Here is a 25,504-nt window from a genome sequence, read left to right on the forward strand (position 1 = left end):
CGCCGGTCGCATGGAGGAAATCATGGACAATTTGAACCTCACGACCCTGCAACGGGGTCAGACGACGGTCAACGACGTGGCCATGGAAGCGTTTGCCGCCGGTTTTCGCGGCAGTCTCCTGACCAGCAAAGACATGAATTACGGCGAGGCGCGGGCGATCTGGAATGCGATGATCGATCGCCGTCCGGGTCTGATTGCGCGCTGCGCAGGGGCGGCTGATGTTGTGCGCGCGGTGCGCCTTGCACGCGATAACAATCTGCTGGTTTCAGTGCGCGGCGGCGGGCACGGCATTGCCGGCAATGCCGTCTGCGAAGGTGGTGTCGTCATTGATCTGTCGCCGATGAAGTCCGTGCGGGTCGATCCAGAGACGCGCCGCGCCAGGATCGAGCCGGGCGCTACGCTCGGCGATGTCGACAAGGAAACGCTTGCTTTCGGGCTGGTGCTGCCAACCGGCATTAATTCCACGACCGGCATAGCCGGCCTGACGCTCGGCGGTGGTTTCGGCTGGCTCACGCGGAAATTCGGGCTGACCCTCGACAATCTGATTTCGGTCGATGTGGTGACGGCCAACGGCGAACTGGTGAAGGCGAGCGAGACGGAGCGGCCGGACCTGTTCTGGGCGCTGCGCGGCGGCGGCGGCAATTTCGGCGTCGTGACCTCCTTCGAATTCCAGCTCAACCCGCTCCAGCCCGAAGTTTTCGCCGGACTGGTCGTGCATCCCTTCGCCGATGCGGAAAACGTTCTCAGGGAATATCGCGAGGCGCTGGAAACAGCACCCGACGAGCTGACCTGCTGGGTGGTGATGCGCCAGGCGCCGCCGCTGCCGTTCCTGCCGGCCGAATGGCACGGAAAGGAGATATTGGTGCTCGCCATGTGCTATTGCGGGGACATGGCGGCGGGCGAAAAGGCGGCAGCGAGATTGCGCAGAATCGGAAAGCCGATCGCCGACATCGTCAGCCCGATGCCGTTCATCGGCTGGCAGCAGGCATTCGACCCGCTTCTAACGCCCGGTGCCCGTAACTATTGGAAGAGCCAGGATTTCGCCTCCCTTTCCGATGCGGCGATCGAGGTTCTCATCAATGCCGTGCGGAAGCTGCCAGGGCCGGAATGCGAAATATTCATCGGCCATGTCGGCGGCGCCGCCGGCCGCGTGCCGACCGAAGCCACGGCATTTCCACAGCGCAGTTCGCATTTCGTCATGAATGTCCATGCACGCTGGCGGGAAACCGAATTGGACGGAAACTGCATCGGCTGGGCGCGCGAACTTTTCGAGGCAACCAAGCCGCATGCTGTGGGCACTGCCTACATCAACTTCATGCCTGAGGACGAGACCGACCGGGTCGAAATGGCCTACGGGGCTAATTATGCGCGCCTTTCGGAAATCAAGCTGCGCTACGATCCGAACAATTTGTTCCGGATGAATCAGAATGTGAAGCCGATGGCGGCGGTGCGAGCTGCTTGAATAGATGCAGCGTAGAAGACCCCGCCCCAAACCGCTCCCCACAAGGGTCCCTTGTGGGGAGCGGTTTACCCACCGCGCTTCGGCGTCATCGTCACGTCAGCGCCATAGGCATCGCGCAGCTTGTTCTCCTGTCCCGGCTGCCGGTCGGCGGCCTGGTGCAGCGGTATCGTGTCGTAGCCCTGCAAACGCGTTCCCTCGATCAGCGTAACGTCGGAATTCCCAGGATTGTCGGAGCGCTCGAACCAGTCGACGGAGTGGTGCAGGAAATTCATTTCGACCGCCCGGTTGGTGACCCCGTGGCCGACGATCGCGACGTTGTGGTCGCCGTTTTCAGCCTCGTGCATGACGGTCTGAAGGAAGAGACGCACCCGCTGCGCCACGTCCGCCCGGCTTTCGCCGTCCGGCGGGCGCGCATAGAACTTGCCGCTATTGTTGCGCAGCCTCGCCCATTTTTCGAACTCCTCGGGGAATTTCTGCTTCTGCTCGGCACGGTCGTAGATTTCGGTGAAGAGGCCGAAATCCTGCTCGCGCAGAAGATAATCTTCCCTGACATCGCCGACGAAGTTTTCCGGCAGCGCTTCGAGCAGCGCATCCTTGCTCTGGCGCGTGCGCAGAAACGGCGAATACCAGATATGCAGCTTCTGGAATCCCTGGCTCGGCAGCCCTTTGAGGTACGAAGCGATAACAGCGCCTGCCTCAGCCGCCTGGCGATAGCCCCATTCAGTCAGCGGCACATTATGATCGCCGAATTGGCGGTAGGCCTGTTCGTTGATGTTGCCGAGGGATTCGCCGTGGCGAACGAGAAAGAGACGCATCGGCCATCCCGCTTTGTCGGACATGGAATCGTTGTCATCATGAACGCGCTCGATCGGCAGGGCAATATTGCCGGCCGAAAAGGGGCGTAGCGTCTGGTCGCCGCTTGCCCCCAATCCGCTTGGCCCGTCGATCTTGTTCACTCGGTTCGAAATCGAGAAGCGAGAGAGCGTCTTCCGGGCTATCAGCGGCCCTGGAAGATCTTGATGAGTTTTGGCGTAAACCGGTGAGCCTTGATGTCGAGCAGATCCTGATACGTAGCGCGACCGGAGATCGCGGCCGTCAGATATCGCTGGCAAGCGATCCTCGGAGCGTCATTGTCGGAGACGTTTGTCACGATCCCCGCGGCGCGCCGCGCATTTGCATCGAAATCCTTTGTGCACACTTTGACGAACTCGTTTCTTGCTCTCGCGCTGCCTTGCAGTAGCGTGACTGTCGCATCATAGTCCTGCTGCGTCGGTGCACAGCTGGCAAGCATTGCCATAGAAATCATTATTGTCGCGGTTCGGGCGCGCATCATCAGTATCCCCCAGGTTACGCCTTGATCGGCAGCTGCTGTTAATTTGATTCTCGGCATGCGGGAAAGATCCAGGACCTCGCGGCTAGAAATTATGATAATCGGATTTCCGATATCGCTATTGCGAGCTTCGATGGGATCTGCGTTTACCATCCAGACGGCACGGCGGGTTTGCAGGGCTTTTCCCCAGCTTGTCATCTTCCTGAAACACGAGTCTGGTTTTGGAAGGCTAGATGAAAGATGGGGCACGAGCACTGTTCGTGACAGACATGATGGAACCCAGACATTTCCGCACGCTCTTCATTTCCGATGTGCATCTCGGCTCGAAGGCCGCGAAGGCTGATTTCCTGCTGGATTTCCTGCGCTACCACGAAGCCGATACGATCGTGCTCGTCGGCGACATCGTCGACGGCTGGCGCCTGAAGCGCAGCTGGTACTGGCCGCAGGTCTGCAACGACGTCGTCCAGAAACTGCTGCGCAAGGCGCGCAAGGGCACGCGCGTCGTCTACATCCCCGGCAATCACGACGAATTCCTGCGCGACTTCCCGGGCATGCATTTCGGCGGCATCGAGGTCGTCGAGCGCATGATGCATGACGGCGCGGACGGCAAGAAATACCTGATCCTGCACGGCGACGAGTTCGACGTCGTTGTCCGCAACGCCCGCCTGCTCGCCTATCTCGGTGACTGGGCCTATGATACGGCAATCCGCATCAACATCTTGCTCGCCGCCGTACGCCGTCGCCTTGGCATGCCATATTGGTCGTTTTCCGCCTGGGCGAAGCTGCAGGTCAAGCATGCGGTCAATTTCATCGGCGAGTTCGAACGCGTCGTGGCTGAAGAGGCGCGCAAGAGCGGAGCCGACGGGGTGATCTGCGGCCACATCCACCACGCCGCCATCCAGGAGATGGACGGCATCCGCTACATCAACACTGGCGACTGGGTGGAAAGCTGCACAGCGGTTGCAGAGCATGAGGACGGCACGTTCGAACTGATCACCTGGCGAGCGCTTGCTAGCGCAGTGCCGGCGCTTACCGCAGTCGAGCGTCTCGAAGAGGCGGAACTCGCCGCGCAGGCAGCGTGAATTTACAGCTGTCGCAGTCGCGGCGGCTCGCCAGCAATTTAGCCGTCACCGCGAGGTAACAGGCCCAATTTATTTTCTAAAACGTTTCCGGACGGCTATTTCTCGCAATGGTCGCCCCCCGGGGTGGTGTGTTAGGAAAACATCTAGTTTCCTTCAGGTCCACCGATGATTCCCGCTCAACATTCTCCGGGTGAGGGAGCGCCGCCGCGCTTCCGGCTGCTCAGCGCGCTGTCCTATTGCGCGCCGCTGCTCGTCAATGGTGTCGTGCTGCCATTTTTCCCGGTATGGCTGCAAACCCATAGTTTCAGTGACCGTGAAATCGGCATTGTTCTCGCCATACCGATGGTGGTTCGAGTCCTGGTAGCACCTGTCGTCGCCATGATCGCCGACCTCATGAAGGAGCGCGCCACCGTGCTGCTCTGGTCGGGTGGCCTGTCGCTGCTGACGGCGATCGCGCTTTACTGGACGACCAGCTTTTGGCCGGTGACAATCGTCTTCGCGCTGCAGGGCGCCACCTTTGCGCCCTATGTGCCCGTGGTCGAATCGATCGTCATTTCAGGCGTGCGCCGCTGGGGGCTCGATTATGGGTCGATGCGCGTATGGGGCTCGATCGCCTTCATCGTCTCGACGCTCCTCGGCGGTCAGCTGATCGGCCGGGGGGGCGGCGGCATGGTGCTCGTCGTCATGGTGTTCGGCTTCACGATGACGGTGGCGATGGCGATCTTCTGTCCGCGGATCGGGCCCACACGGCGGCGCGGCCAGCCGATCGACCTGCCGGCCGCCACCGGCAGCGGGTTGCGCGAACCACATTTGCTGCTGCTCCTGATCGGAGTTGCCATCCAGCAGTCGAGCCACGCGGTGCTTAATGCTTTTTCCTCGATTTATTGGCATCAGCTCGGCTTTTCCGGCACCGAGGTCGGCTTGCTCTGGAGCGCCGGCGTTGCTTCGGAGGTGACGGTGTTCTTTCTATCGAAGCGTCTCAATCGGCGCTTCAATGCCTGGACATTGATCCGCTTCGGCTGCGCCATCAGCGTCTGCCGCTGGATCCTGTTTCCCATGAATGCCGGCTTTGCCGGCTTCTTCCTGCTGCAATGTTTCCACGGCTTCACCTATGCCTTCGTGCATACCGGCGTGCAGCGGAGAATCGTGGCGACGGTGCAGGAAACGCAGGAGGCCTCGGCGCAGGGCGCCTATTTCTTCTATGTCGGCATGGCGATGGGGTTGATGACCATCGCTTCGGGCTACCTCTACGCCTGGCTCGGCCTTGTCAGCTATTACGTCATGGCGCTCGTCGCGCTTTCCGGCCTCGGGCTGGTCATCTCAGCCTACTATCTTCAGCCCCAGAGGGTGCTTTCCGGCGGAAAGACCAGGGAAGCGGCGTAGCGCAGGCCGGGTTGGCGGTCGCGGGCAAGCAGCAGCGGGCCGTCGAGATCGACGAAATCGGCATCCTGCGCGAGCAGCACGGCTGGCGCCATCGCAAGCGAAGTGCCGACCATGCAACCGATCATGATCGAAAAGCCGAGCCTCTCCGCTTCGGCCTTCATCGCCAAGGCCTCGGTGAGGCCGCCTGTCTTGTCGAGCTTGATATTGATCGCATCATAACGGTCGGCAAGGCTTGCGAGGTCTCCGGTGTGATGCACACTCTCGTCGGCGCAGACGAGCAGCGGGCGGCGGATTTCGGCAAGCAGCGCATCGCGGCCTGCCGGCAACGGTTGCTCGACGAGGGCAACGCCCGCCTCCGCGGCGATCTGCAGATGACGTTCCAGCACCGCCTCCGGCCAGCCCTCATTGGCGTCGAGAATGATCGCAGCATCGGGTGCGGCCGCGCGGACTGCGCGGATGCGGCTTTCATCGTCACCGGTTCCCACCTTGACCTTGAGCAGAGCGCGACCGGCATGTTCGCGCGCCTGCGCGGCCATCATTTCCGGCTCGCCGAGCGAGATGGTGTAGGCTGTCGTGAGCGGTTTGAGCGCCGTGAGGCCGAGGCGGGCGGCGACCGTTTGGCCCGTCCGTTTTGCTTCGAGATCCCAGAGAGCGCAATCCACGGCGTTGCGTGCGGCACCCGGCGGCATCGCCGACAAGAGGTCGTCGCGCGAAATGCCGGATTCGATCAGCGGGCGCGCTGCCTCGATCTGGGCCAAGACGCTCTCCATGGTCTCGCCGTAGCGGCGGTAGGGCACGCATTCGCCGTGCCCTTGCGCGCCTTCTTCCGTGACTTCGCAGCTAATGACCTCGGCCTTAGTCTTTGCGCCGCGCGAGATGGTGAAGGTCCCGGCAATCGGAAAGGAATTCATCTGGATATCGAGGGTGCGCGGCATTATTGCTATCCTGCGAGCATGGAAATTGGACGTTGCTTCTGTATATTGACGCGCCGGCGGCGATCCGCTTCGCGAGTCGGCAATGTCGCCGTAAGCCTTGAAAGACACAAGTATCTTGAACGCCGAGAATCGCAACGCCGCCTCACTGCAAGTGGACGACCGGCCAGATGGTTCGGGGCAGCATGTTCGTCTCAGCGGCAATTGGCGCAGCGCCTATGTGCATCTTGTGCTGCGCGACTTCGAAAAGCTTCGGCGAGAGAAGACCGGCAATCTGACGCTCGACCTCTCTGATATATCGGAGATCGATACCGCCGGCATCTGGCTTCTTTGCCGTCTAAAGAAGGAGGAGGAAGCAGCCGGGCGCACGGTGCGCTTCGTCGGCACCAATCCGCATATCGATGAAATGCTGGAGATGTTTTCCGAGGAACCGGCCAAACCGGAGCCGGAACACAAGGAGAAGGTCTCGCTTGCCGCGCGCATCTTGGCGCCGATCGGCAAGATGACTTACGATATCTGGGATAATCTCGCTGCCTCGATGTATATCCTGGGTTCGGCGGTGCGCGGCGCTCAGATGAAGCTCGGCCGCGGCAGTGGCGTCTCGCCGGCCTCCATCGTCAACCAGATCGATCATATGGGGGTTCGCGCCGTTCCGATCATCCTGCTGATGTCGTTTCTGATCGGCGCGATCATCGCCCAGCAAGGCGCTTTCCAGCTGCGTTATTTCGGGGCGGAGGTTTTCGTCGTCGATCTGGTCGGCATTCTGCAGCTGCGCGAAATCGGCGTGCTGCTGACTTCGATCATGATCGCCGGGCGCTCCGGCAGCGCGATCACGGCTGAAATCGGCTCGATGAAGATGCGCGAGGAAATCGACGCGCTGAAGGTGATGGGGCTTAACCCGATCGGCGTATTGATCTTCCCGCGGCTGGTGGCGCTGACCATCGCGCTGCCGCTTTTGACGGTATTGGCGAATTTCGCTTCGCTGGCGGGGGCTGCGGTCGTCGCCTGGGGCTATTCCGGTATCACCTTCGCCAATTTCCTGGCGCGACTCCACGAGGCGATTACGTTGTCGACCGTGCTGTCGGGTATGATCAAGGCGCCATTCATGGCGCTCGTCATCGGCATCGTCGCCGCCGTCGAAGGGCTGAAGGTCGGTGGCAGTGCGGAGTCGCTCGGCCAGCACGTGACGGCCTCGGTGGTGAAGGCGATTTTCGTCGTCATCCTGATGGACGGGCTTTTTGCGATGTTCTATGCAGCAATCAACTTCTAGTATGGCGGGCAGGGTGGACGAGCAGCCGATCGAAAGCGAAGGACGGGGCAGGGATGTCGTGCTTTCGGCGCGCGACGTCACCGTCGCCTTTGGCTCCAAGGTGGTGCTCGACAAACTGAATCTCGATATTTATCGCGGTGAGATCCTCGGCTTCGTCGGTGCTTCGGGCACCGGCAAATCGGTGCTGATGCGAACGGTGCTGCGGCTGCTGCCGCGCCGCTCCGGCACGATCAAGATCCTGGGCCAGGACTTCGACGAGCTCAACGAGCCGCAGCGTAACGCGCTCGACATGCGGCTCGGCGTGCTCTTCCAGCAGGGCGCATTGTTTTCGTCGCTGACTGTCAAGGAAAACATCCAGGTGCCGATGCGCGAATATCTCGATCTGCCGCACTCGCTAATGGATGAGCTGGCGCATCTGAAGATTCGCATGGTGGGGCTCGCGGCCGATGCCGCCGACAAATACCCGTCCGAACTCTCAGGGGGCATGATCAAGCGCGCAGCTCTTGCCCGCGCGCTGGCGCTCGATCCGGAGCTCGTCTTCCTGGACGAGCCGACCTCCGGTCTCGACCCTATCGGTGCAGCCGAATTCGACGAACTGATCGCCAACCTGCGCGATAGTCTCGGACTGACCGTCTATATGGTGACGCACGATCTCGACAGCCTGTTTTCGGTTTGTGACCGTATTGCCGTGCTCGGAAAGAAGCGAGTAATGGTGGAAGGCACGATCGACGACATGCTGGCCTATGACGATCCGTGGGTGCAGGCCTATTTTAGAGGTAAGCGAGCACGGTCGATCGTGCCGCAGGACAATGGCGCGCGGCACGGCAACGGCAGCGGCGGGAAGTGACCGGATAGATGGAAACCAAAGCCAATTATACGATTGTCGGTTTTTTCACGGTGTTGGTGATCGCGGCCGCCTTCGGCTTCGTCTACTGGATGGCCGAATATGGCCGTGGCGGCCCGATGACGGAGCTGATCGTACGTATTCCCGGCTCGGCGAACGGACTCAGCGTCGGCTCGCCGGTACGCTTCAACGGCATCCAGGTGGGCTCGGTGCAGACGCTGTCGATCGATGCCGACGATCCGCAATATTCGCTGGCCTTCACCCAGGTGCGCACGGACGCACCGATCTACCCTTCCACCAAGGCCGCGCTTGAAATTCAGGGCCTGACGGGGGCCGCCTATATCGAGCTGTCGGGCGGCCGCAAGGGTGAGGAGAGTATCCTTAAACATGCGATCGAAAACGGCAAACGCGCCGTTATCGTCGCCGACCAGTCGAGCGTCACCAATCTCCTGGCGACCGCCGATAAGATCCTTGATCGCGCCAATGACGCGGTTGGCGAACTTCAGGGTTTCATCGAAGATTCGCGTGCTCCGCTGACCCAGACGTTCAAGAATGCCGAAACCTTCTCGGATGCGCTGGCCAAGAATTCCGGCAATATCGACGCCTTCCTGCAGAGCGTCGGTGAGCTCTCCAACACGGTGAAGGCGGTTTCCGGGCGTGTCGATTCGACGCTTCAGGCCGTGGAATCGCTGGTCAGGGCCGTCGACGCGCAGAAGGTCGACAATATCGTCTCCAATGCCGAGAAGATCACCGCCAATGTCGCCGATGCCTCAGGCGATCTCAAGGGCGCGATCAAGAAGTTCGACGAGACGGCCACCACCTTCAACGATTTCGGCAAGCAGGCGCAGGCAACGCTCGACCGCGTCGATACGCTCGTCGCGCAGATCGACCCGGCGAAGATCAAGGGTTCGGTCGACGATATTTCGCAAGCCACAAAGGATGCGCGTGCGGCAGTCGCCTCGATCCGCGACGTCGCCAATACGGTTTCGCTGCGCCAGAAAGATATCGACCAGACGATCCAGGACGTGTCGCAGCTTGCCAACAAGCTGAATTCGGCTTCGACACGCATCGACGGCATTCTCATCAAGGTCGATGCGCTGCTTGGAACCGACAACACGCAATCGCTGTTCGCCGAGGCGCGCGATACGCTGGAATCCTTCAAGAAGGTGGCCGATAATCTGAACTCGCGAATCGGTCCGATCGCCGATAATCTTCAGAAATTCTCGAGCGGCGGCTTGCGCGACGTGCAGACCCTCATCAACGACATGCGCGGAACCGTGAGCAATCTCAACGATACGATCAGCAACTTCGACCGCAATCCGCAACGCCTGATCTTCGGCGGGGACACGGTCAAACAGTACGACGGCCGGACGCGGCGTTAACAGGGAAAGTCAGGGGTAGCCCAGTATGGTCGCATCGCATCTGTTGTCGCGCCGTTCGTGGATCAGGGGAACGGCGATCGCGCTGCCGCTGACTGCGTTGATCCTGTCGGGCTGTGGCACTTCAGCCAAGAACGATACCTATGATCTCTCTGCGGCCGTCGATGGCGATGGACCTGCTGCCAAATCCCGCCAGATCCTGATTGCCGGCCCGACGGCACTCAGATCGCTCGACAGCGATCAGATCGTTATCCGCGTCTCGCCGTCGGAAATCCAGTATCTGTCGCGGGCGCAGTGGGGCGACAAGCTGCCGCGCATCGTGCAATCGAAACTGGTCGAGGCATTTGAGAATTCGGGAAAGCTCGGCGGCGTCGGCATGCCGGGGCAGGGGCTGGCGATCGATTACCAGATCGTCACCGATATCCGCGCATTCGAAATCGACGCCTCGAGCGGCAACCAGGCGGTGGTCGAAATCTCTGCCAAGCTTCTCAACGACCGAAACGGCTCGGTACGCGCCCAGAAGGTGTTCCGCGCCATGACGCCGGCCGGCGGCGACAACGTTGGCTTCGTCAAGGGTCTCGACCGCGCCTTTTCGACGGTGGTGTCGGAGATCGTCGGCTGGACGCTGCGCGCAATCTGAGATTGCGTTTTCGCAGGTGCAGCTTGGAAATCAAAGGTTGCCGATACGGAAAAAATTTGGCGCCACGAGGTTGAGGCGTTCATCGTATTAAATTTATTCATGAATTTGTGGAAAGCGTCGTGTTAGCGCTGTCAGGAGGCATGCTGCATGGTGGTCGCACGAGTATTCGGAAAGTCGTCATCTGAAGCGGTTCAGCGAGAAAAGGAACGGCTGGCAGCCTTGCAGCAACTCGATCTGCTCGACACGCCCAAGGACGAAGGCTTCGAGCGAATCGTCCGCCTTATAAAGCAGGTATTTTCCGTCGACATCGGCATCGTGTCGCTGATCGATGCGCACCGGCAATGGTACAAGGCCTGTTCCGGCATGTCGGGCGACGAGGTCTCGCTCAAAGACACATTCTGCCGCTACGTGGTGGATTGTGACGAGCCTGTCATCGTTCCTGATGCCAGCAAGAATCTGCGCTTTGCAACGCATCCTGCGGTCACCGGCGCGGACCATATCCGCTTTTATGCCGGCGTTCCGCTCAGAACGAAGGCCGGCCACATGATTGGAACCGTGTGCGCCATCGATCGCCGGCCCAGATCGTTCGGCAGCAAAGATCTTTGTATTCTCGAAGAATTGGCGGGAGCAGCGATGGACCGCCTCGAACTCATGCAGTCTGCCGCTACCGACAGCCTGACCGAGGCCATGACGCGGCGAGCCTTCAAGCAGGAAGCCGATCAGCTGATTTCCCTCGCCCTGCGGCATCAGCATGACCTGTCCTGCATCGTTTTCGACATCGATCATTTCAAGAAGGTGAACGATGGGTACGGGCATGCCGCAGGTGACGCGGTTCTCAAGTCGGTCGCATCTATCTGCAGGGCGACCCTTCGCGCCGGTGATTTGTTCGGCCGTATCGGGGGTGAGGAATTTGCCGTCGTTCTGCCGCATGTCGATCGGGAGAGAGCGGCCGCCGTCGCCGAAAAACTCAGAGCCGCCATCGCCTCGCAGGTCATTTTCGGCGATCACGGCTCGCTGACCGTCACGGCAAGCCTCGGAACTTCGGCGCTATCTATCGTCAGCAGAGACATCGAAACACTGCTCGCTCAAGCGGATGCGGCGATGTATCAGGCAAAACAGGGCGGGCGCAATCGCTGCGTCTCATGGAGTTCCATTCACGCCGATCACGCCATTGGCGCGCGGCGGCGCGTGCTGAAGGCAGGTTCGATCCTATTTAACGACCGGCGCTCGACTATCGACTGCACCGTCAAATCGATCGGCGCGGAGAGCGCAGGCATTTCGGTTTCGAATACGGCGGGCATCCCCTCGGAATTCACTCTTGCCATCAAGGGCGAAGGTTTCGAAACCAATTGCCGAGTGATCGCGCAAGACCGGCAAAACCTGGAAGTGGCTTTTCGGTAGCAAAACGTGTCGCCATCCTTCAACGTCGCATGCCGGTTACTTCGTCGGCTGCGCATCCGTCATCGTCGCTGCAGGCTGGCTGCCTGGCGTGGTGGAGGCGGTGGCGGTGGGCGATGACGGCAGCGTGCTGTCGAGGAGGCTCGCCATCTTGTCGTCGCGCAGGCTTGCAGTCTTTTCACCCATGACGACGCCGACGACGCGGCGGCCATCTTTCAGCGCCGAGGTCACGACATTGTAGCCTGAGGCATCGGTATAGCCCGTTTTGATGCCATCGACGCCGTCATAGCGGTACATCAGATTGTTGTGGCCGCGCAGTTTCATGCCCCGGAACTTAAAGCCGCGCATGGAGAAGAGCTTGAACTCCTCGGGGAAGTCCCGCATCAGCGAGGCGCCCAGGGTCGCCATATCACGCGCCGTGGTGACCTGCTCCGGATCAGGCAGGCCCGAAGGGTTCTTGAAAACCGTGTCGTTCATGCCGAGTTGGTGCGCCTTGTCGGTCATCGTTCTGGCGAAGGTCTGTTCGGAGCCGCTGAGATGTTCGGCGATCGCCACGGCAGAATCGTTGGCGGACAATACCACGATGCTTTCGACAGCTTCACGCAGCGTCACCTGGCGGCCGGCGCCAATAGCGAGTTTGAAGGGTTCCTTGCTCTCGGCATTTTCCGACATGGTGAGCTTCTGGTCCCAGCTGAGACGTCCCTCGTGCAGCGCCTCAAAGGCGAGATAAAGCGTCATCATCTTGGTCAGCGACGCGGGATAGTTGAGATCGTCCTGGTTGGAGGCTTCAAGGACCTGACCGGATTGCGCATCAATCACAAAGCTTGCCTGACCGGCCTCAGCCGGAATGAAAGCGCCCATCAGCAGGGTGGACGAAAGCGCGATGGCAAGAAGCCGGGATGTCGTCGTGGTCATCGGTGTTGCTGTCTCTTTTGTTACGCGGCCGAGGAGCCGTTGGCTTTAACGCAAGCGGATCGAAAAAGTTTGTGACGGAATGAAGGAAGGGGGCAATAAAAAAGGCCTATCCACAGATGATGCCCTTTGTCTCGGCCCCCGGATATATGACGACTGGGGCAAAGGCCGATCATGGTCGATACGGCTGCGAGGGATGTACCTGAGATTGATTAAGTTTTGGTCGTCACGTTTAGGACCGAGCGCTTGCTTCCGATTTGATGTCAGGTGTTGTGGCCAGAGCTTTGTGAAAAGCAAATGCCGACGGCGGGGCGGACCTTCACCGTCGCGTCGCCGGCATCGAAACCATCAAGCGTTTCATTGTGGTGGGCGATGATCGCGGAGAAGGTGAGGGTCGCCGTGTCACCGGTTGTGTGGCCGTCGGCAACCAGGGTCACGTCATAGCCGAGCGAAACGGCCCGCCTGACGGTCGTGTCGACGCAGAATTGCGACATGCAGCCGCCGACTATGAGGTGTGTAATTGAACGTTCTTGCAAGCGGTCGGCAAGATCGGTCCCGAAGAAGGAGTCGGCGCTTTTCTTGCGCACGACGATCTCACCTTTTTGCGGCGCAATCTCCCGGCGCAGCGCCCATCCCGGCGTGCCCACGGCCAATCGATGACCGCTGTCGCCATCATGCTGCACCAGCACGACCGGCACGCCGGCCTGTCGCGCTTTTTCCTTGAGCAACGCCAGCCGAGCAACGGTCTCATCAAGTGCGGAATCGACCTCGGGCTGGCGCTCCGGCGTTGCCTTTCCGGAGAGAATTGCATTCTGTACGTCGATAATCAGGAGGGCCTTGGTCATCTTGTTCGCGGTTCCAGGCTGGGGAGAAGATCATACCCCCGGCATCAGTGAAAGCCGCCTGACACATGTTCAGGCGGCTTCATTTCCACGATATCGGCCAGACTCTATCTCAGCCTGCCCGCTGCGTGGGCGAGCATGGTGTAAACCTTGCCCGTATCCGACGTCAGATAGGACTGTGTGACTGTCTGGTTCGGGTCGGTTCGGGCGACGTCGGCGAGCAGCTTTTCGAAATCGCCGATATAGCGGTCGACGGCGGTGCGGAATTCCGGTTCGCGGTCGTATTTGCGCTTGATCTCGTCGAAGGTCTGCTGGCCCTTCAGCGTGTAGAGGCGGCGAGTGAAGACGTCGCGTTCGCCGCGCTGGTAGCGGCGCCAGAGATCGACCGAGGCATCGTGATCGATGGCGCGGGCGATATCGACGGAGAGCGAATTCAGCGATTCCACGACATGGCGCGGATTGCGGCTGTCGTTGCTGCGTGCGGCCGGTGCGGCGGTTTCCGCCGAGCGGGCGGGAGCACGGGCCGGCGCTTGGTCCGCGGCCTCTTCACGGGATGCGCCTCGCAGAAGATCGCTAATCCAGCCTCCGCTTTCCCGGGCCGGTTCCTGGCGGCCCAATTCCTGGCGAGTGGGGGCTGGCTGCTGAGCGGCCCGCTGAGGAGCGGCGGCCGAAGCGGACGGCGTAATCGTTCCGCGCAGACCTGCCGCTTCGATCGGCGCAGGCGCTGCCGGCTGCGGCGGCTGGGCTGCGATCGGCTGAGCCGGGCGCGGAGCCGGCTGCGCCTGGGCAAGCGAGCGGGCGGCGGGTTCGGAGATTTCGAGCTGCTGGCTGGAGCGGCCGACAAGCTGCGAGATATCCTGCAGGGCCTTGATCTGTTCGGCGACGGCGCGGCGCATGGCCGAGGCGCTTTCCTTGGCTTCCTCGGGCAGGTCGAAGGCGCCGCGCTTCAGTTCGGCGCGGGTGGCGTCGAGCTCGTTGCGGATGTCGGCAGCGGAGCGGCGGATGTCCTCGGTAGCGCCGGAGAAGCGGCCGACGGCATCTTCAATCGCCTCGCGCAGCGATTCCCGCATGTGCTGGGCAGCACCATCGGAGGCGCGGCCGGCTTCGCCGAGCATGCGCTCGACTTCCGACAAGGAGGCGGTGAGGCCGCCGCGAATGCGATTGGAGAGATCGCCGGAACGGCGTTCGACATTGGCGAAGGTGCTGTCGATCGTCGTATTGGCCTCGTCGCCGGCGCGGGTGATCGCCTCGCGCATCGTCTCGGCGGCCTCCTGAGCGCGCTTCTCGGTTTCCGTCAGAACGCGGCCAATATCGGCAAAGGAAGATTGTACGCCCTGGCGCAGGTTGCCGGTGACCTGGTTGGAGCGTTGCTCGGCCCGCTCGAACACGGTTTCGATCATGTCGCCGAGGCCGCGCATGGTCTTTTCGATCTCATCGGAGCGCTGGACCAGGCTGACGGAGAGGGCCTGCAGCGCGCCTTCACGCTCCTCGAGCGTCGAGGCGAGGTTGGACTGGGCGGCACCCAGAAGCTGCGAGGCCTGGGTCAGAACCTTGGAATGTTCGTCGAAGCGGCCGATGATGCTGCCGACCTGGGCCAGCGTCTGGCCAGAGATGTCGGAGAGGCGGTCGACCTTGCCTTCGAGAAGCCTGGTCGAGGCGTTGACCATTTCAGCCGCCTTGGTGGCGGAGTCGGCAAAGCGGGTCGTGGTTTCGCCGAGACGCCCGTCGACGCTCGTCAACTGTTCGGCGGCGCGGTTCATCATCATCGCCATCGCCGCGCTGCTTTCCGACATGCGCTGAACCAGGCCGTTGACGTTGCCGACCAGGCTATTCTCGATGGCGCTGACGGCGTTGGCGACATTCTCGGTGCGGGCGGCAACGGCGCTGGCGAGCGCTTCGTTCTCGGCGCGCAGACGGTCAGCGCTGAGATTGGCTGCGGCGGTAATGCGGGCAGCCGCCTGCTCGCCGGCATCGGTGTAGCGATCGATGATCGGGCGGGCGGTTTCGTCAAGGATGCGGGTCAATTCGACAGAGCGGCCTGACAGCATCGAATTGAGGTCGCGGGTGCGTTCCTCAAGCGTCGAGCGGATCGAGTTGCCGCGCGCTTCGAGCGCCCGGTCGACGTCGGAGAGAGAGGTGTCGATCTCGCGGGCGCGCTCCTCGAGATTGGAGCGGATGGCGCTGCTGCGCGCTTCGAGCGCCCGCTCGACATCCGCCATGGTGGCGGAAATCTCGCTGCCGGCCCCCGACAGCGTCTTGCGGATGGCATTGCCGCGCGCCTCGAGAGACTGGCCGGCGTCCGACAGGGCCCTGGAAATGGCATTGACCTGCGTGCCGACAACGGTCTCCGCCTCGGCGACCTTGTTGACGATGGCATTGCCGGCTTCCGAGAAGGTCTGGGCGACGGCAGCGGCCTGGGTTGCCAGGCGGTTCTGAGCTTCGGCAACCCGCGTGACGATCTGCGAAGAGCGCTCATCCATGGTGCGGGTGAATTCGTCGCTTTTCGCATTGAGATCCTCGGCGAACTGCTGGCCGGTCTTGCCGAGCAGTTCCGTCGTTCTCGTCGCTTCGCCTTCCATTCCCTGGGCTGCTTCGGCCACCGCGCTGCGAAGCGTCGAGGCGAGGCCGGCGGCCTTGCCCTCGATGGTGCGGTTGACGGCGTCGAGGCCGACGGTCAATGCGCGATCCATAGTGGAGAGGCGTTCCTCGATGCGTGCGTTGCCGCGGTCCAGGGTTTCGCCGAGACTTGTCGTGCGGCGCTCGATGGCGCCTGCAAGCGTGATCGTGCGGCTGTCCAACGTCTCGGCGAGATTGGCGGTGCGGCTGTCGATTGCCTGTGTAAGATTGGAAGCGCTGCCTTCGAGCGTCGCCGAGATGCGTCGGGTGGCGTCGTCACCGAGCGCGCCGAGGCGGGAAATGCCGTCGGCAAGCACGCCGGAGAGCTGGCTGCTGGCGGCTTCGACCTTTTCGGCAACGCCGCCGACGCCGTCGCGGATGCGGGTCTCGATCGCCGTAAGGCCGGCCTCCATACGAGAACCGGTTTCTTCAAGACGTCCCGCAAGGTTCTCAACCGACTGGTCGAGATGGGCGGAAAGGTCTTGGGCGGAGCTCGAAATCGTGTTCGCCGCCTCCTGGAAGCGGCCGGCGATCTGGCCGGCGCCGGCGCGCATGCGATCTTCCAATGTCTGGGCGCCGGCATCGATCGCCTGGCGGATCGAGGCTTCACGGTCTTCCAGCGACATTTCGAGCATGCTGACGCTCGTCGCCACTGAAGTGCCGATGCTGGTCGCCTGTTCAGTGAGCGTATCGCTGATCTGCGCATGCGCCTGGCTCAGCGACAGCTCGATGGCATTGCCGCGATCCTCAAGCGTCGTGCGGATGCGCTCATGGGCGGAAGCGAGCCCGCCTTCGATGCGCGCCGCGGCCTCCTCGGCCAGGCTCCCGAGCCGCGCATGGGCATCGCTGAGGCGGCCTTCGATGCGGCCGGTCAAGCCGCCGACGAGATCTTCAAAGCGAGCACCGCCCGCATCGAGAACCCCCGAAATCACCGCACTGTGCTCGGAGAGCGCGGATTCAAGCCGCCGCTGATTATCGGCATAGGCGTTATGGATGGCGTCCGTCTTGTCGGCAAAGGCGCCGGCGACGCGGGCCTCGGCGCTGGTGACAGCCTCCATGATTGCATTGCTGCGGGCTTCGAGGGCGCTGTCGAATCGGCTCTGGTTGTCATCGAGTGAAATAGCGAGCGCCATGGTCTTTTCGTCGAGCGCATCGGTGAGCCGATCATGGCTTGCCGTTACGGCACCGACGAGCGCGGCTGCGCGGTGTCCCAGGGCTTCCTCGAGGCGGATCTGCCCTTCGCTTAGCGAGGCGGCCAGCGCGCTGGCCTTCTGGTCGAGCACGCCATTCAGGCGTTCATGTGTGCCGGAGACCGCATTGGTGATCGCATCGGCGCCGGATGTCAACGTCTCCTCGAGACGGCTCTGGCTCTCGTTCAGCGAAATGGCAAGGGCCATCGCCCGATCGTCGAGCGTCTCGGACAGGCGGTCATGGGTGGCGGAAACTGCATTGAGGAAGGATTCCGAGCGGCTCTCCAGCGTGTCCTGCAGACGGCTCTGGCCTTCGTTCAAGGAGGCGGTAAGTGCCGATGCCTTCTCCTCGAGGGTCGCGGCGATACGCTCATGCGTACCGGAGACGGCCTTGAGGAAAGCCTCGGAACGGGATTCCAGCGTGTCTTCGATCCGCGTCTGGTTCTCGTTGAGAGAGATTGCGAGCGCCATCGCCTTCTCGTCCAGCGTTTCCGACAGGCGGTCATGCGTGCCTGAAACGGCATTCAGCAGCGCCGCCGACCGGGTCTGCAGCGTGTCCTCGATGCGAGCCTGGCCTTCGGTCAGTGAGATGGCAAGCGCCATCGCCTTTTCATCGAGGGTCTCCGAGAGACGCTCATGAGTGCCGGATACGGCATTCAGCAGGGCAGCGGAGCGGGTTTCGAGCGTATCTTCGATGCGTGCCTGAGTTTCGTTCAGCGAGTTGGCAAAAGCTGCCGCCTTACCTTGCAGCGTCTCGGCAAACCGGTCGTGCGTGCCGGAGACGGCGTTCAACAGGCCTGCGGAACCATTTTCGAGCGTTTCCTCGATGCGGGCCTGGCTCTCGTTCAAGGAAATAGCAAGCGCCATCGCCTTTTCATCAAGGGTCTCGGCAAGCCGGTCGCTCGTGCCGGACACGCTGTTCAACAAGGCTTCGGCGCGGGTTCCGAGCGCGTCCTCGATGCGGGCATGGCGCTCGTCGAGCGAGGTCGTCAGGGCCGCAGCCTTGGTATCCAATGTTTCCGACAGCCGATCATGCGTGCCTGAGACGGCGTTGAGGAAGGCTGCGGAACGGGTCTCCAGCGTGTCTTCGATGCGGCTCTGGCTCTCGTTCAAAGAGATGGCGAGCGCCATTGCCTTTTCGTCGAGCGTTTCGGAGAGGCGGTCATGCGTGCCGGAAACGGCGTTAAGCAGCGCCTCGGAGCGGGTTTCGAGCGTATCCTCAATGCGGGCCTGGCTCTCGTTCAAAGAGATGGCGAGCGCCATCGCCTTTTCGTCGAGCGTTTCCGCAAGACGGTCATGGGTGCCGGAAACCGCGTTGATAATGGCGTCGGAGCGGGTCGTCAGCGCTTCCTCGAAGCGGCCGTGATGGGTTGTCAACGCATCGATCAGCGCTCCGCCGCGCTCCGCCATGACGCTGTCGATACGCTCATGGGCTGTGCCAACCGCGTCCCGGATTTCTGCTGCGCGCGCTGTCAATACGCTGGTGAGTTCCTCGGCGCGGCCGCCGAAGGCCGTCGTGACCTGCTCGGTGCCGGCGGCAACGGCGGCGGTCAAGTCGGCAGTGGTTGTGCGCAGCGTATCGCGGAATTCGGCTGAGCGGGCCTGAAGATTGTTGTGCAGGTCGGAGGTACCGGATGCCAGCGCCAGCGCGATGTCCGAGGTGGCGCTCTGCAGCGCCGAGGTCAGCTCGCCGGTGCGGCTGGTGAGTGCGGTGGTGATTTCTTCGGTGCGGCTATTGAGCGTGCTCTCCAGCACTTCATGGCCGGTTGCGAGCGCCGTCGCAAGCGCCAGCGACTGGTCGGTCATCGACGAGCCGAGCCGGTCGATACTGGAGCTCAAAATGCCCTCGATCGAATCCGAACCGCCGGTCAGCGTTTCGTTGATGCGGGCAAGGCTCTCCATCAGCTTGGTGTCGAGCGACCCGGTGCGCTTGTCGAAAGCGCTGGTGAATTCGGCAACACGCTCATCGAAGGCGGTCGACAGCTGGGCAACGGTCGTCTGCAGGCGCTCTTCGAAGAAGCCGGAGCGCAGATCAAGATCCATGACGGCGTCATCGGCGGTGCTCTGCAGGCTCTGGCGGAAGCTTGCGCCCTTCTCATCGAGCGCGCTGTTCAGCTTCGAGAGCACGTCGTCGAGCGTGCCGCTGATGGTGCGTTCGCCCGATGTCAGGCTCTCGTTGATCTCGCGGGTGCGGGCGATCAGGATTTCATTGAGCTGATGCGTGCGCTCGTTTAGCGCCGCGTTCAGCTTCTCGGTGCTGCTGTCCATGGTCGACGCGCGCGTCTCGAACTGGCTGAGCAGTTTTTCGCCGTGTTCATTGAGGTTGACGGAGAGCGCCTCGAGGCGGTTGTCGAATTCGGTGGCGAGCGCAAAACCGGAGGCGTTGAGGGTCTGGAGCAGGCTGTCGGTCTTGGCGGCGAGCAGGCTGCCCATCGACTGCAGGGCGCTGTCCGATTTTTCCAGGATCGTCGCTGCGCGCGTGTCGATCAGCGAGGCGAAGGCTTCGCCCGACGTGGCGAGCCGCACGGCGATTTCTTCGGTCGCCAGCGACAGTTCTTCCTTCAGCTGGTCGTGGACGCTGCCGATCGAGGTGCGGATGCGGTCGGCATGGTTGACGATCGCCTCCCGCTCCGAACCGAGTTCATGGACGAGGCCGCGCACGCGCAACTCGTTGTCCGCATAGGAGCGTTCCAGCGCGTTGACCTCGGAATGGACCAGCGTTTCCAGCTCGGAAGCGCGCGCGATGGTGCGCTCGATGCCTTCGTTCATGGCCGAGACCTCGCGACGCACTGCCTGGCCAACGGTCATGATGCGTTCGGAGGCAATGGTTTCCGGCTCCGCCAGGCGCAATGCCACCTCTGCCATGGAGCGGGCGGCGTTGCGCATGTCCTGAGCTCGGGAGATCATGGTGGCGAAAGCATAGAACATCATCACCGGAATGATGATGCCGACGAGGCCGGCAATAACGCCGGGTAGGGCAACCAGATCGGCGATCGAGCGGATCTGCCAGATCTGCGGCGCATAAATCAGCGACATCAGGCCGAGGCCCGCCATGACCCAAAGCACGGAAAACAAGGTAGCGGTGCGCACTGCCGAGCGGCTGGAGGCGCCGTCGAAGGATTTTAGGATCGAGGCGGGCGTATTGCGGCTGGCATCATTGGCGGGCGCGAAGGCCGGCGCTCGGGAGGCCTGCTCGGCCCCGGCGCCGCGGCGGTTGCGGCGCTGCGCTTCTTCCTGGGCCTGCTGATTGCGCGCATTCGATGGATCAGACACATTTCCCTCCGGCGCCTGAGGCGCGTCGCCGCGGCGAGACGGCACGTTATCCTTGCCGAAGTCGATCTGGAGCGCCTCGTCCAACGCCTTGAACGCCTTGTCCTCGATCGACTCATTGTATTTGTTATTCGCCATTCGATTACGCCTCGTTACTGTCGGCCGGCCCGGTAGTGCATCCCCGGTTTCCGCCTGCCCGGGAACAACTTTGCCGTTACGGCTCTCCATCCCAATCGCGGACGGATAAGCATGTCATTTCAGAGTAGATAGCCGCTTTTTCAAACGGAAGGTATCAAAACACTACCATTATCCACTCACTCGGCAAAGGCGCGTACCATAAACCCGCTCCACCAGTATCGTAGTGACACATCTGGGCTCAGCACACAATTAATGAAGGCTTGCGATTCATGACGTGTTAACTTGTTGTTAACACCTTTGAATCCGAAGCCCTGCTTAAAAACCAATAATTTAGGGATGTTTAACGGATGTTAACCATACGGTGAGATTTCGGTGCCCGATGTGCCGGAATTTAACGCGATGGCCACCCTCCTGACGCAGAACTGTAGCAAGTGCGGACGATGTGAGACGGGAGACGTGGCAAATGGCAGGCCAGCTGGCAGCATTGAAAATCGTATTCGAGGCGCCTGATAATGGACAAGGGCCGTGTCCCTCGAAGGTACGGCCGATCGATCTCGTCCATCTCGCGAAACAGACAATGGGCGACAAGTCTCTGGAAATCGAAGTCCTTCAGATGTTTGCGCGCCAAGCGCGGGCGTGCCTCCAGGATATGGCGAGCGGCGAAACCCTGCGTGTCGGCGCGGCTGCGCACCGGCTGAAAGGTGCGGCGAGTTCGGTCGGCGCATTCCGCGTTTCGCAGACGGCTGAGGTCGTCGAGGAAACCGGCGGCGATGCCGGCGCAATGGCGGCGCTCGGCGCTGCCGTCCTCGACGCCGAGAATTTCATTCTCAAGCTCTGCCGCGGCTGACCTCCAACTCTTCTTTCGTTGATCGAACGGGGCCCGTTGTTTCATTGCGGAACCACGGGTCTTTTTGCGACGTCCCAGATGACGCTTTGAAGACGGCGGTCGAAGGCCCGATCTGCGAGGTTAGGGCGGATTTCCGAATGTTGACTGACGCGTCGATTTGTCGGAAGAAACTCCGCCCACCCATTTGAAGACCGGAAATAGTCCTGATGCCCAAACTTACCATCGTCGCCTTCGACGGTACGCGCTTCGACCTCGACGTCGACCAAGGCTCCACCGTGATGGAGAATGCCGTGCGCAACTCGGTGCCCGGCATCGAGGCAGAATGCGGCGGTGCTTGCGCCTGCGCCACCTGTCACGTCTATGTTGACGAGGAATGGACGGAGAAGGTCGGCCAGCCGGAAGCGATGGAAGAGGATATGCTCGACTTCGCCTTCGACGTACGCCCGACCTCGCGGCTCTCCTGCCAGATCCGGATGAAGGCGGCCTATGACGGGCTTGTCGTGCACGTGCCCGAACGCCAGGCCTGAGATATCGCTGCCAGCACATTGTCCCGAAAATCGGAGTCCGATCTTCGAGGCGAATATCCGCCAATCATAACCACAAAAAAGACGCCTCGCGCGCTGGTGCGAGCGAGGCGAGGCGGGCGCATTACCAACGGATGAGGGAGGAACATCCGCGGCTTCGGAACGCGCCAGGAGAACCCAGCGAGGAAAGTCCAGATGCCGTACCTGAACTTTCGAATGTGTTCATATTAACGCGTTCCGGTTGAGTCTGCCAGGATGAAAAATGACCATTAAAACGCTGGAGAAGGCGTAAGTTTCGCACAAGTTTCGTTGCGCAGCTAAGTTTTTCTGCTCGTCACCAGCTCGAAAAAGCCTTATTTTCCGCCGGCTCGACCGTTGATTCGATTTTTCAGCAATCTCAGCATGCGCTTCTGGAAGTTGACCGCCTCAACCCGATCGAATCGCGCCTGCAGCCGATCGTGCTCCTCTATGCCGCGAGTTGATTCGTTGGAGACGAGCTCCTGCATGGCCTCGCAACTGCGCTGCTGCGGCAATGCGCCGATGGCGCGCTCCATGGCGCGGGCCTGATCTCTGGCGATCTCGGCATGACGCTCCTCGTGGCGCTTGATGTCACTCGACAATGCGTCCCATATCATCGACAGCTCCTTGCTGGCGCCTCTGCGGCTGTTCCAGCGCGGCAGGATGATCTGGGTGTGAACCGTGACCTTGACATTGCCGACGCGGCATCGGCCGTCATCCTGGATATAGGTGGCCTCGCCGCCGAAGCGAATCTTGGTGGCGCCGGGATGGCGTGCCGACGAACCGCTCGCCGTCGGGCCGCGGCGGCTGAGTTCCCGGTCTAGCTCATCGGCGGTTTTGCCGCGGATGTCGAAATAGGAATAACTTTTCGATGCGATCACTTCAGCTGCCGCTGGACTGCTGAGGGAAAGAGCAATGGAAAAGGCGACAGGAAGGCACATATAACGCATTGCAAGCGGCATTCTGAACGCAACCCATGTTGAAATCGGCAGGAGCTTGGGGCATAGCCACCGTAAGCGCAATATCGGATGGCGGCTTTTTTCGTCATCAATAGGACAAGTCTGGTGACAGGGCTCGAAGGCAGTTTCTGGCGTGTCGGCCATGGCCGGGAAATTGAACTCGGCCGTCGTTCGGCGATCATGGCGATCATCAATGTGACGCCGGACTCCTTCTCCGACGGCGGACGTTTTGAAACCCTCGATGCCGCCGTCGAACACGCATTGCAGGCGGTCAGCGACGGTGCTGCGATCGTCGATATCGGTGGCGAATCGACTCGGCCGGGTGCGGCGTCGGTCAGCCCTTCGGAAGAGCAGGCGCGGGTGTTGCCCGTGATCGAGACGCTGCGCCGTCGTACCGAGGCGCTGATCTCGATCGATACGTACCGTGCCGAGACGGCGCGGCTGGCGGTCGGCGCCGGCGCCCATATTGTCAACGACGTCTTCGGACTGCAGAAAGATGCAGGTATCGCGGATGTGGCCGCGGCCACCGGGGCGGGGCTCTGCATCATGCATACCGGCCGCGACAGGGTCAAACTTGCCGATGTGATTGCCGACCAAGCGTATTTCCTCGAACGGTCGCTGGCGATCGCCGCCGCGGCCGGAGTCACCAGCGACCGGATCGTGCTCGATCCGGGATTCGGCTTCGCCAAGGAGACGGCGGAGGAAAACCTGGAGCTGATGGCGCGGTTTTCCGAACTGTCGCGCTTCGGTCTGCCGCTGCTTGCCGGCACGTCACGCAAGCGCTTCCTCGGCGCGGTGACGGGGCGCGAGGCGCCGGAGAGGGATGCAGCGACGGCCGCATCAAGCGCGCTGCTCAGGCTTCAAGGGGCTGCGGTTTTCCGGGTGCACAATGTCGCAATCAACAGGGATGCGCTTGCTATCGCCGATGCTATGCTCAATGCGCGCCAGGAATTCGAGAGGAAGCGGCCGACATGACCACCTACACGATCACGCTGCAGAACTGCGCCTTCTTCGCGCGCCACGGCGTGCATGACGAGGAGGAATTCCTCGGTCAGCGATTCTTCGTCGATGCCGAGCTCGATGTCGTCGCGGGCGAGGCGCTGGAAAGCGATTCGATCAACGACACCGTCAATTACGGCATTGCCTTTACGGTGATCGAGGAGATCGTCACCGGCAAGCGACGCTATCTCATCGAAGCCCTGGCGCTCGATATCGCCAAGGGCCTCTGTCAGACGTTCCCGCAGGTGCGGCGGGCGAAGATCACAGTGCGCAAGCCCAATGCGCCGGTGCCCGGCGTGCTCGATTTCGTGCAGGTGAGTGTTGAGCATTTTGCCTGAGGCTGCATCGCAATCGGCCACACTCGGCCTCGGCGGCAATATCGGCGATCCGGTAAAGGCGATGGCCACGGCGCTGCAGAGACTGGACGGGCGCGACGACTGTCGTGTCACCGCCGTGTCGCGGCTCTATCGCACGCCGCCGTGGGGTAAAACGGACCAATCGTTCTTCTTCAATGCCTGCGCTGCGGTCGAAACCCGGCTCCCTCCAGAGGCGTTGCTCGACGTTTGCCTGTCGATCGAGCGCGAGATGAAACGCGAGCGTATCGAGCGCTGGGGACCGCGTACGCTCGATATCGACGTGCTGACCTATGGCAATGTCGTCCAGCAGGCGCCGCGGCTGGAGTTGCCGCATCCCCGTATGACCGACCGCGGTTTCGTCCTGATGCCGCTTGCTGATATCGCCCCAGGCCTTCTCGTCAGGGGCCGGCCGGTCAGCGATTGGCTGCTCGAGGCCGACGTGACCGGCATCGAGGTCGCCGATGACAGCGGCGACTGGTGGCGGAGCGCCTGAAGCACGGATCCTAAAACGCGATACGGCGGGGAAACCCACCGCTTCAGGAAAATCCGTCATGCACCGTCTACTGGATGGAGCCGACGGCCATTTCGTCGACCTGACGAGTCAATGTCAGGCCGATAACCGGGATCATCTGGCTTTCGACCTTGACCGACACGGTGACGTTCATCGTCTTGTCGTCACGCACGCGGGCGATCATTGCGCCGTTCAGTTTGGCGCGGTTGATGCCGACCACGACGGTATCCTCGGTGACGGCGCCGGAGACAACGTCAAGACCCTTTCCGGCGGCGCCGTCGAGGAATTTGCCCTTGTAGGTGGAGCCAGACTGCGAGATGACGGCGGACATCGGCTGCTTGAAGACGCCGACGCGGCAGGTGCCGTCGAGCTTGATGCCGGCAGTGCCGTCGCCGGTGGGTTCACCGGTCAGATTGCAGGTGAATTTCGTGCCCTTGTACTTGCCGGCGACGATCTCGCCGGGGCCCTTCCACGAGCCGGTGACGGATTCGAAGAAGGCCTTGTCGCGTGTTGCGGCCGTGGCTGCCGGAGCGACGTCTGCGACAGGAGACAATGCCGCGGCGGCGAGGCCGCATAAGAAGAGAAACTGGCGCGAATACATG

21 protein-coding genes are annotated in these 25,504 nt (G+C 61.7%); 13 read left to right on the forward strand and 8 right to left on the reverse strand.

Translation table 11 applies throughout. The features are described from left to right. Window positions 1-22: 22 nt before the first annotated feature. Complete coding sequence (locus CO660_RS13930; protein WP_097599363.1) at window positions 23-1,462, forward strand: FAD-binding oxidoreductase; 1,440 nt, start codon at window positions 23-25, stop codon at window positions 1,460-1,462. A gap of 65 nt (window positions 1,463-1,527) precedes the next feature. On the opposite strand, the gene CO660_RS13935 is transcribed toward CO660_RS13930, so the two are convergent. Together CO660_RS13935 and CO660_RS13940 are read right to left on the reverse strand one after the other, a co-directional pair. Then, window positions 1,528-2,277: a phosphoglycerate mutase family protein gene (locus CO660_RS13935; protein ID WP_097599364.1), complete on the reverse strand. Its 750-nt coding sequence runs from the start codon at window positions 2,275-2,277 to the stop codon at window positions 1,528-1,530. A gap of 182 nt (window positions 2,278-2,459) precedes the next feature. Next, window positions 2,460-2,792 carry a hypothetical protein gene (locus tag CO660_RS13940; protein ID WP_097599365.1) on the reverse strand — a complete coding sequence of 111 codons (333 nt, stop codon included), beginning with the start codon at window positions 2,790-2,792 and terminating at the stop codon, window positions 2,460-2,462. 269 nt (window positions 2,793-3,061) lie between these two features. Between CO660_RS13940 and CO660_RS13945 the strand changes: the two genes are divergently transcribed. Further along, complete coding sequence (locus CO660_RS13945) at window positions 3,062-3,874, forward strand: UDP-2,3-diacylglucosamine diphosphatase (RefSeq protein WP_097599203.1); 813 nt, start codon at window positions 3,062-3,064, stop codon at window positions 3,872-3,874. Window positions 3,875-4,039: 165 nt separating this feature from the next. Then, window positions 4,040-5,257 (forward strand): MFS transporter, encoded by a 1,218-nt coding sequence (locus CO660_RS13950; protein WP_097599204.1) that lies wholly within the window; start codon window positions 4,040-4,042, stop codon window positions 5,255-5,257. Here CO660_RS13950 and dgcA read toward each other — a convergent pair. Then, window positions 5,209-6,192, reverse strand: a complete 984-nt coding sequence (gene dgcA / locus CO660_RS13955; RefSeq protein WP_097599205.1) for an N-acetyl-D-Glu racemase DgcA — start codon at window positions 6,190-6,192, stop codon at window positions 5,209-5,211. The two genes, CO660_RS13950 and dgcA, sit on opposite strands and share 49 nt — an antisense overlap. Before the next feature lie 97 nt (window positions 6,193-6,289). Here dgcA and CO660_RS13960 point away from each other — a divergent pair, with 97 nt between their 5' ends. The 5 genes from CO660_RS13960 to CO660_RS13980 all read left to right on the forward strand — a co-directional run bounded on the left by CO660_RS13960 (window position 6,290) and on the right by CO660_RS13980 (window position 11,723). Then, complete coding sequence (locus CO660_RS13960; RefSeq protein WP_176536287.1) at window positions 6,290-7,459, forward strand: MlaE family lipid ABC transporter permease subunit; 1,170 nt, start codon at window positions 6,290-6,292, stop codon at window positions 7,457-7,459. Between the two features lies 1 nt (window position 7,460). After that, the gene (locus CO660_RS13965; RefSeq protein WP_085778360.1) at window positions 7,461-8,306 is read left to right on the forward strand and encodes an ABC transporter ATP-binding protein; all 846 of its coding nucleotides are present in this window, start codon (window positions 7,461-7,463) and stop codon (window positions 8,304-8,306) included. 8 nt (window positions 8,307-8,314) lie between these two features. Beyond that, a complete protein-coding gene (locus tag CO660_RS13970; RefSeq protein ID WP_097599207.1) occupies window positions 8,315-9,685 on the forward strand; it encodes an MlaD family protein in 1,371 nt (456 codons plus the stop codon). A gap of 25 nt (window positions 9,686-9,710) precedes the next feature. Next, complete coding sequence (locus CO660_RS13975; protein WP_097599208.1) at window positions 9,711-10,322, forward strand: ABC-type transport auxiliary lipoprotein family protein; 612 nt, start codon at window positions 9,711-9,713, stop codon at window positions 10,320-10,322. 147 nt (window positions 10,323-10,469) lie between these two features. Beyond that, window positions 10,470-11,723: a sensor domain-containing diguanylate cyclase gene (locus tag CO660_RS13980; protein WP_097599209.1), complete on the forward strand. Its 1,254-nt coding sequence runs from the start codon at window positions 10,470-10,472 to the stop codon at window positions 11,721-11,723. 36 nt (window positions 11,724-11,759) lie between these two features. On the opposite strand, the gene CO660_RS13985 is transcribed toward CO660_RS13980, so the two are convergent. From CO660_RS13985 to CO660_RS13995, 3 genes are all read right to left on the reverse strand, one after another. Further along, window positions 11,760-12,635, reverse strand: a complete 876-nt coding sequence (locus CO660_RS13985; RefSeq protein WP_097599210.1) for a D-alanyl-D-alanine carboxypeptidase family protein — start codon at window positions 12,633-12,635, stop codon at window positions 11,760-11,762. Window positions 12,636-12,895: 260 nt separating this feature from the next. Further along, on the reverse strand, window positions 12,896-13,477 hold the full coding sequence (locus CO660_RS13990; protein WP_097599211.1) for a cysteine hydrolase family protein: 582 nt from the start codon (window positions 13,475-13,477) through the stop codon (window positions 12,896-12,898). Between the two features lie 104 nt (window positions 13,478-13,581). After that, window positions 13,582-20,688, reverse strand: coding sequence for a hypothetical protein (locus CO660_RS13995; protein ID WP_097599212.1), 7,107 nt, complete (start codon window positions 20,686-20,688; stop codon window positions 13,582-13,584). A 463-nt stretch (window positions 20,689-21,151) separates the two neighbouring features. Here CO660_RS13995 and CO660_RS14000 point away from each other — a divergent pair, with 463 nt between their 5' ends. Then, the gene (locus CO660_RS14000) at window positions 21,152-21,535 is read left to right on the forward strand and encodes an Hpt domain-containing protein (protein WP_097599213.1); all 384 of its coding nucleotides are present in this window, start codon (window positions 21,152-21,154) and stop codon (window positions 21,533-21,535) included. A gap of 206 nt (window positions 21,536-21,741) precedes the next feature. Beyond that, window positions 21,742-22,062, forward strand: coding sequence for a 2Fe-2S iron-sulfur cluster-binding protein (locus CO660_RS14005; protein ID WP_011425597.1), 321 nt, complete (start codon window positions 21,742-21,744; stop codon window positions 22,060-22,062). A gap of 350 nt (window positions 22,063-22,412) precedes the next feature. On the opposite strand, the gene CO660_RS14010 is transcribed toward CO660_RS14005, so the two are convergent. Then, window positions 22,413-23,039, reverse strand: coding sequence for a DUF922 domain-containing protein (locus tag CO660_RS14010; RefSeq protein ID WP_097599214.1), 627 nt, complete (start codon window positions 23,037-23,039; stop codon window positions 22,413-22,415). 102 nt (window positions 23,040-23,141) lie between these two features. Between CO660_RS14010 and folP the strand changes: the two genes are divergently transcribed. Genes folP through folK form a run of 3 tightly spaced genes read left to right on the forward strand, consistent with a single transcriptional unit; the run spans window position 23,142 to window position 24,884 of the window. Continuing rightward, complete coding sequence (gene folP, locus CO660_RS14015; protein ID WP_097599366.1) at window positions 23,142-24,011, forward strand: dihydropteroate synthase; 870 nt, start codon at window positions 23,142-23,144, stop codon at window positions 24,009-24,011. After that, a complete protein-coding gene (gene folB, locus CO660_RS14020) occupies window positions 24,008-24,373 on the forward strand; it encodes a dihydroneopterin aldolase (protein WP_008525873.1) in 366 nt (121 codons plus the stop codon). The genes folP and folB overlap by 4 nt, the downstream gene beginning before the upstream one ends. After that, window positions 24,366-24,884, forward strand: coding sequence for a 2-amino-4-hydroxy-6-hydroxymethyldihydropteridine diphosphokinase (gene folK / locus CO660_RS14025; RefSeq protein WP_097599215.1), 519 nt, complete (start codon window positions 24,366-24,368; stop codon window positions 24,882-24,884). Before folB ends, folK begins: the two co-directional genes overlap by 8 nt. Window positions 24,885-24,951: 67 nt before the next feature. Here the strand turns inward: folK and CO660_RS14030 are convergent, their stop codons facing one another. Then, window positions 24,952-25,503 (reverse strand): hypothetical protein, encoded by a 552-nt coding sequence (locus CO660_RS14030; protein WP_085778351.1) that lies wholly within the window; start codon window positions 25,501-25,503, stop codon window positions 24,952-24,954. Window position 25,504: the final 1 nt, after the last annotated feature.

The sequence above is a fragment of the Rhizobium sp. L9 genome, assembly GCF_002531885.1.
In the GTDB taxonomy this organism is placed as follows: domain Bacteria; phylum Pseudomonadota; class Alphaproteobacteria; order Rhizobiales; family Rhizobiaceae; genus Rhizobium.

Coding starts and splice junctions, on each gene's coding strand:
- CO660_RS13930 (WP_097599363.1), top strand. CDS start 23: ATGGACAATTTGAACCTCACGACCCTGCAACGGGGTCAGACGACGGTC.
- CO660_RS13935 (WP_097599364.1), bottom strand. CDS start 2,277: ATGCGTCTCTTTCTCGTTCGCCACGGCGAATCCCTCGGCAACATCAAC.
- CO660_RS13940 (WP_097599365.1), bottom strand. CDS start 2,792: ATGCGCGCCCGAACCGCGACAATAATGATTTCTATGGCAATGCTTGCC.
- CO660_RS13945 (WP_097599203.1), top strand. CDS start 3,062: ATGATGGAACCCAGACATTTCCGCACGCTCTTCATTTCCGATGTGCAT.
- CO660_RS13950 (WP_097599204.1), top strand. CDS start 4,040: ATGATTCCCGCTCAACATTCTCCGGGTGAGGGAGCGCCGCCGCGCTTC.
- dgcA (WP_097599205.1), bottom strand. CDS start 6,192: ATGCCGCGCACCCTCGATATCCAGATGAATTCCTTTCCGATTGCCGGG.
- CO660_RS13965 (WP_085778360.1), top strand. CDS start 7,461: ATGGCGGGCAGGGTGGACGAGCAGCCGATCGAAAGCGAAGGACGGGGC.
- CO660_RS13970 (WP_097599207.1), top strand. CDS start 8,315: ATGGAAACCAAAGCCAATTATACGATTGTCGGTTTTTTCACGGTGTTG.
- CO660_RS13975 (WP_097599208.1), top strand. CDS start 9,711: ATGGTCGCATCGCATCTGTTGTCGCGCCGTTCGTGGATCAGGGGAACG.
- CO660_RS13980 (WP_097599209.1), top strand. CDS start 10,470: ATGGTGGTCGCACGAGTATTCGGAAAGTCGTCATCTGAAGCGGTTCAG.
- CO660_RS13985 (WP_097599210.1), bottom strand. CDS start 12,635: ATGACCACGACGACATCCCGGCTTCTTGCCATCGCGCTTTCGTCCACC.
- CO660_RS13990 (WP_097599211.1), bottom strand. CDS start 13,477: ATGACCAAGGCCCTCCTGATTATCGACGTACAGAATGCAATTCTCTCC.
- CO660_RS13995 (WP_097599212.1), bottom strand. CDS start 20,688: ATGGCGAATAACAAATACAATGAGTCGATCGAGGACAAGGCGTTCAAG.
- CO660_RS14000 (WP_097599213.1), top strand. CDS start 21,152: ATGGCAGGCCAGCTGGCAGCATTGAAAATCGTATTCGAGGCGCCTGAT.
- CO660_RS14005 (WP_011425597.1), top strand. CDS start 21,742: ATGCCCAAACTTACCATCGTCGCCTTCGACGGTACGCGCTTCGACCTC.
- CO660_RS14010 (WP_097599214.1), bottom strand. CDS start 23,039: ATGCCGCTTGCAATGCGTTATATGTGCCTTCCTGTCGCCTTTTCCATT.
- folB (WP_008525873.1), top strand. CDS start 24,008: ATGACCACCTACACGATCACGCTGCAGAACTGCGCCTTCTTCGCGCGC.
- CO660_RS14030 (WP_085778351.1), bottom strand. CDS start 25,503: ATGTATTCGCGCCAGTTTCTCTTCTTATGCGGCCTCGCCGCCGCGGCA.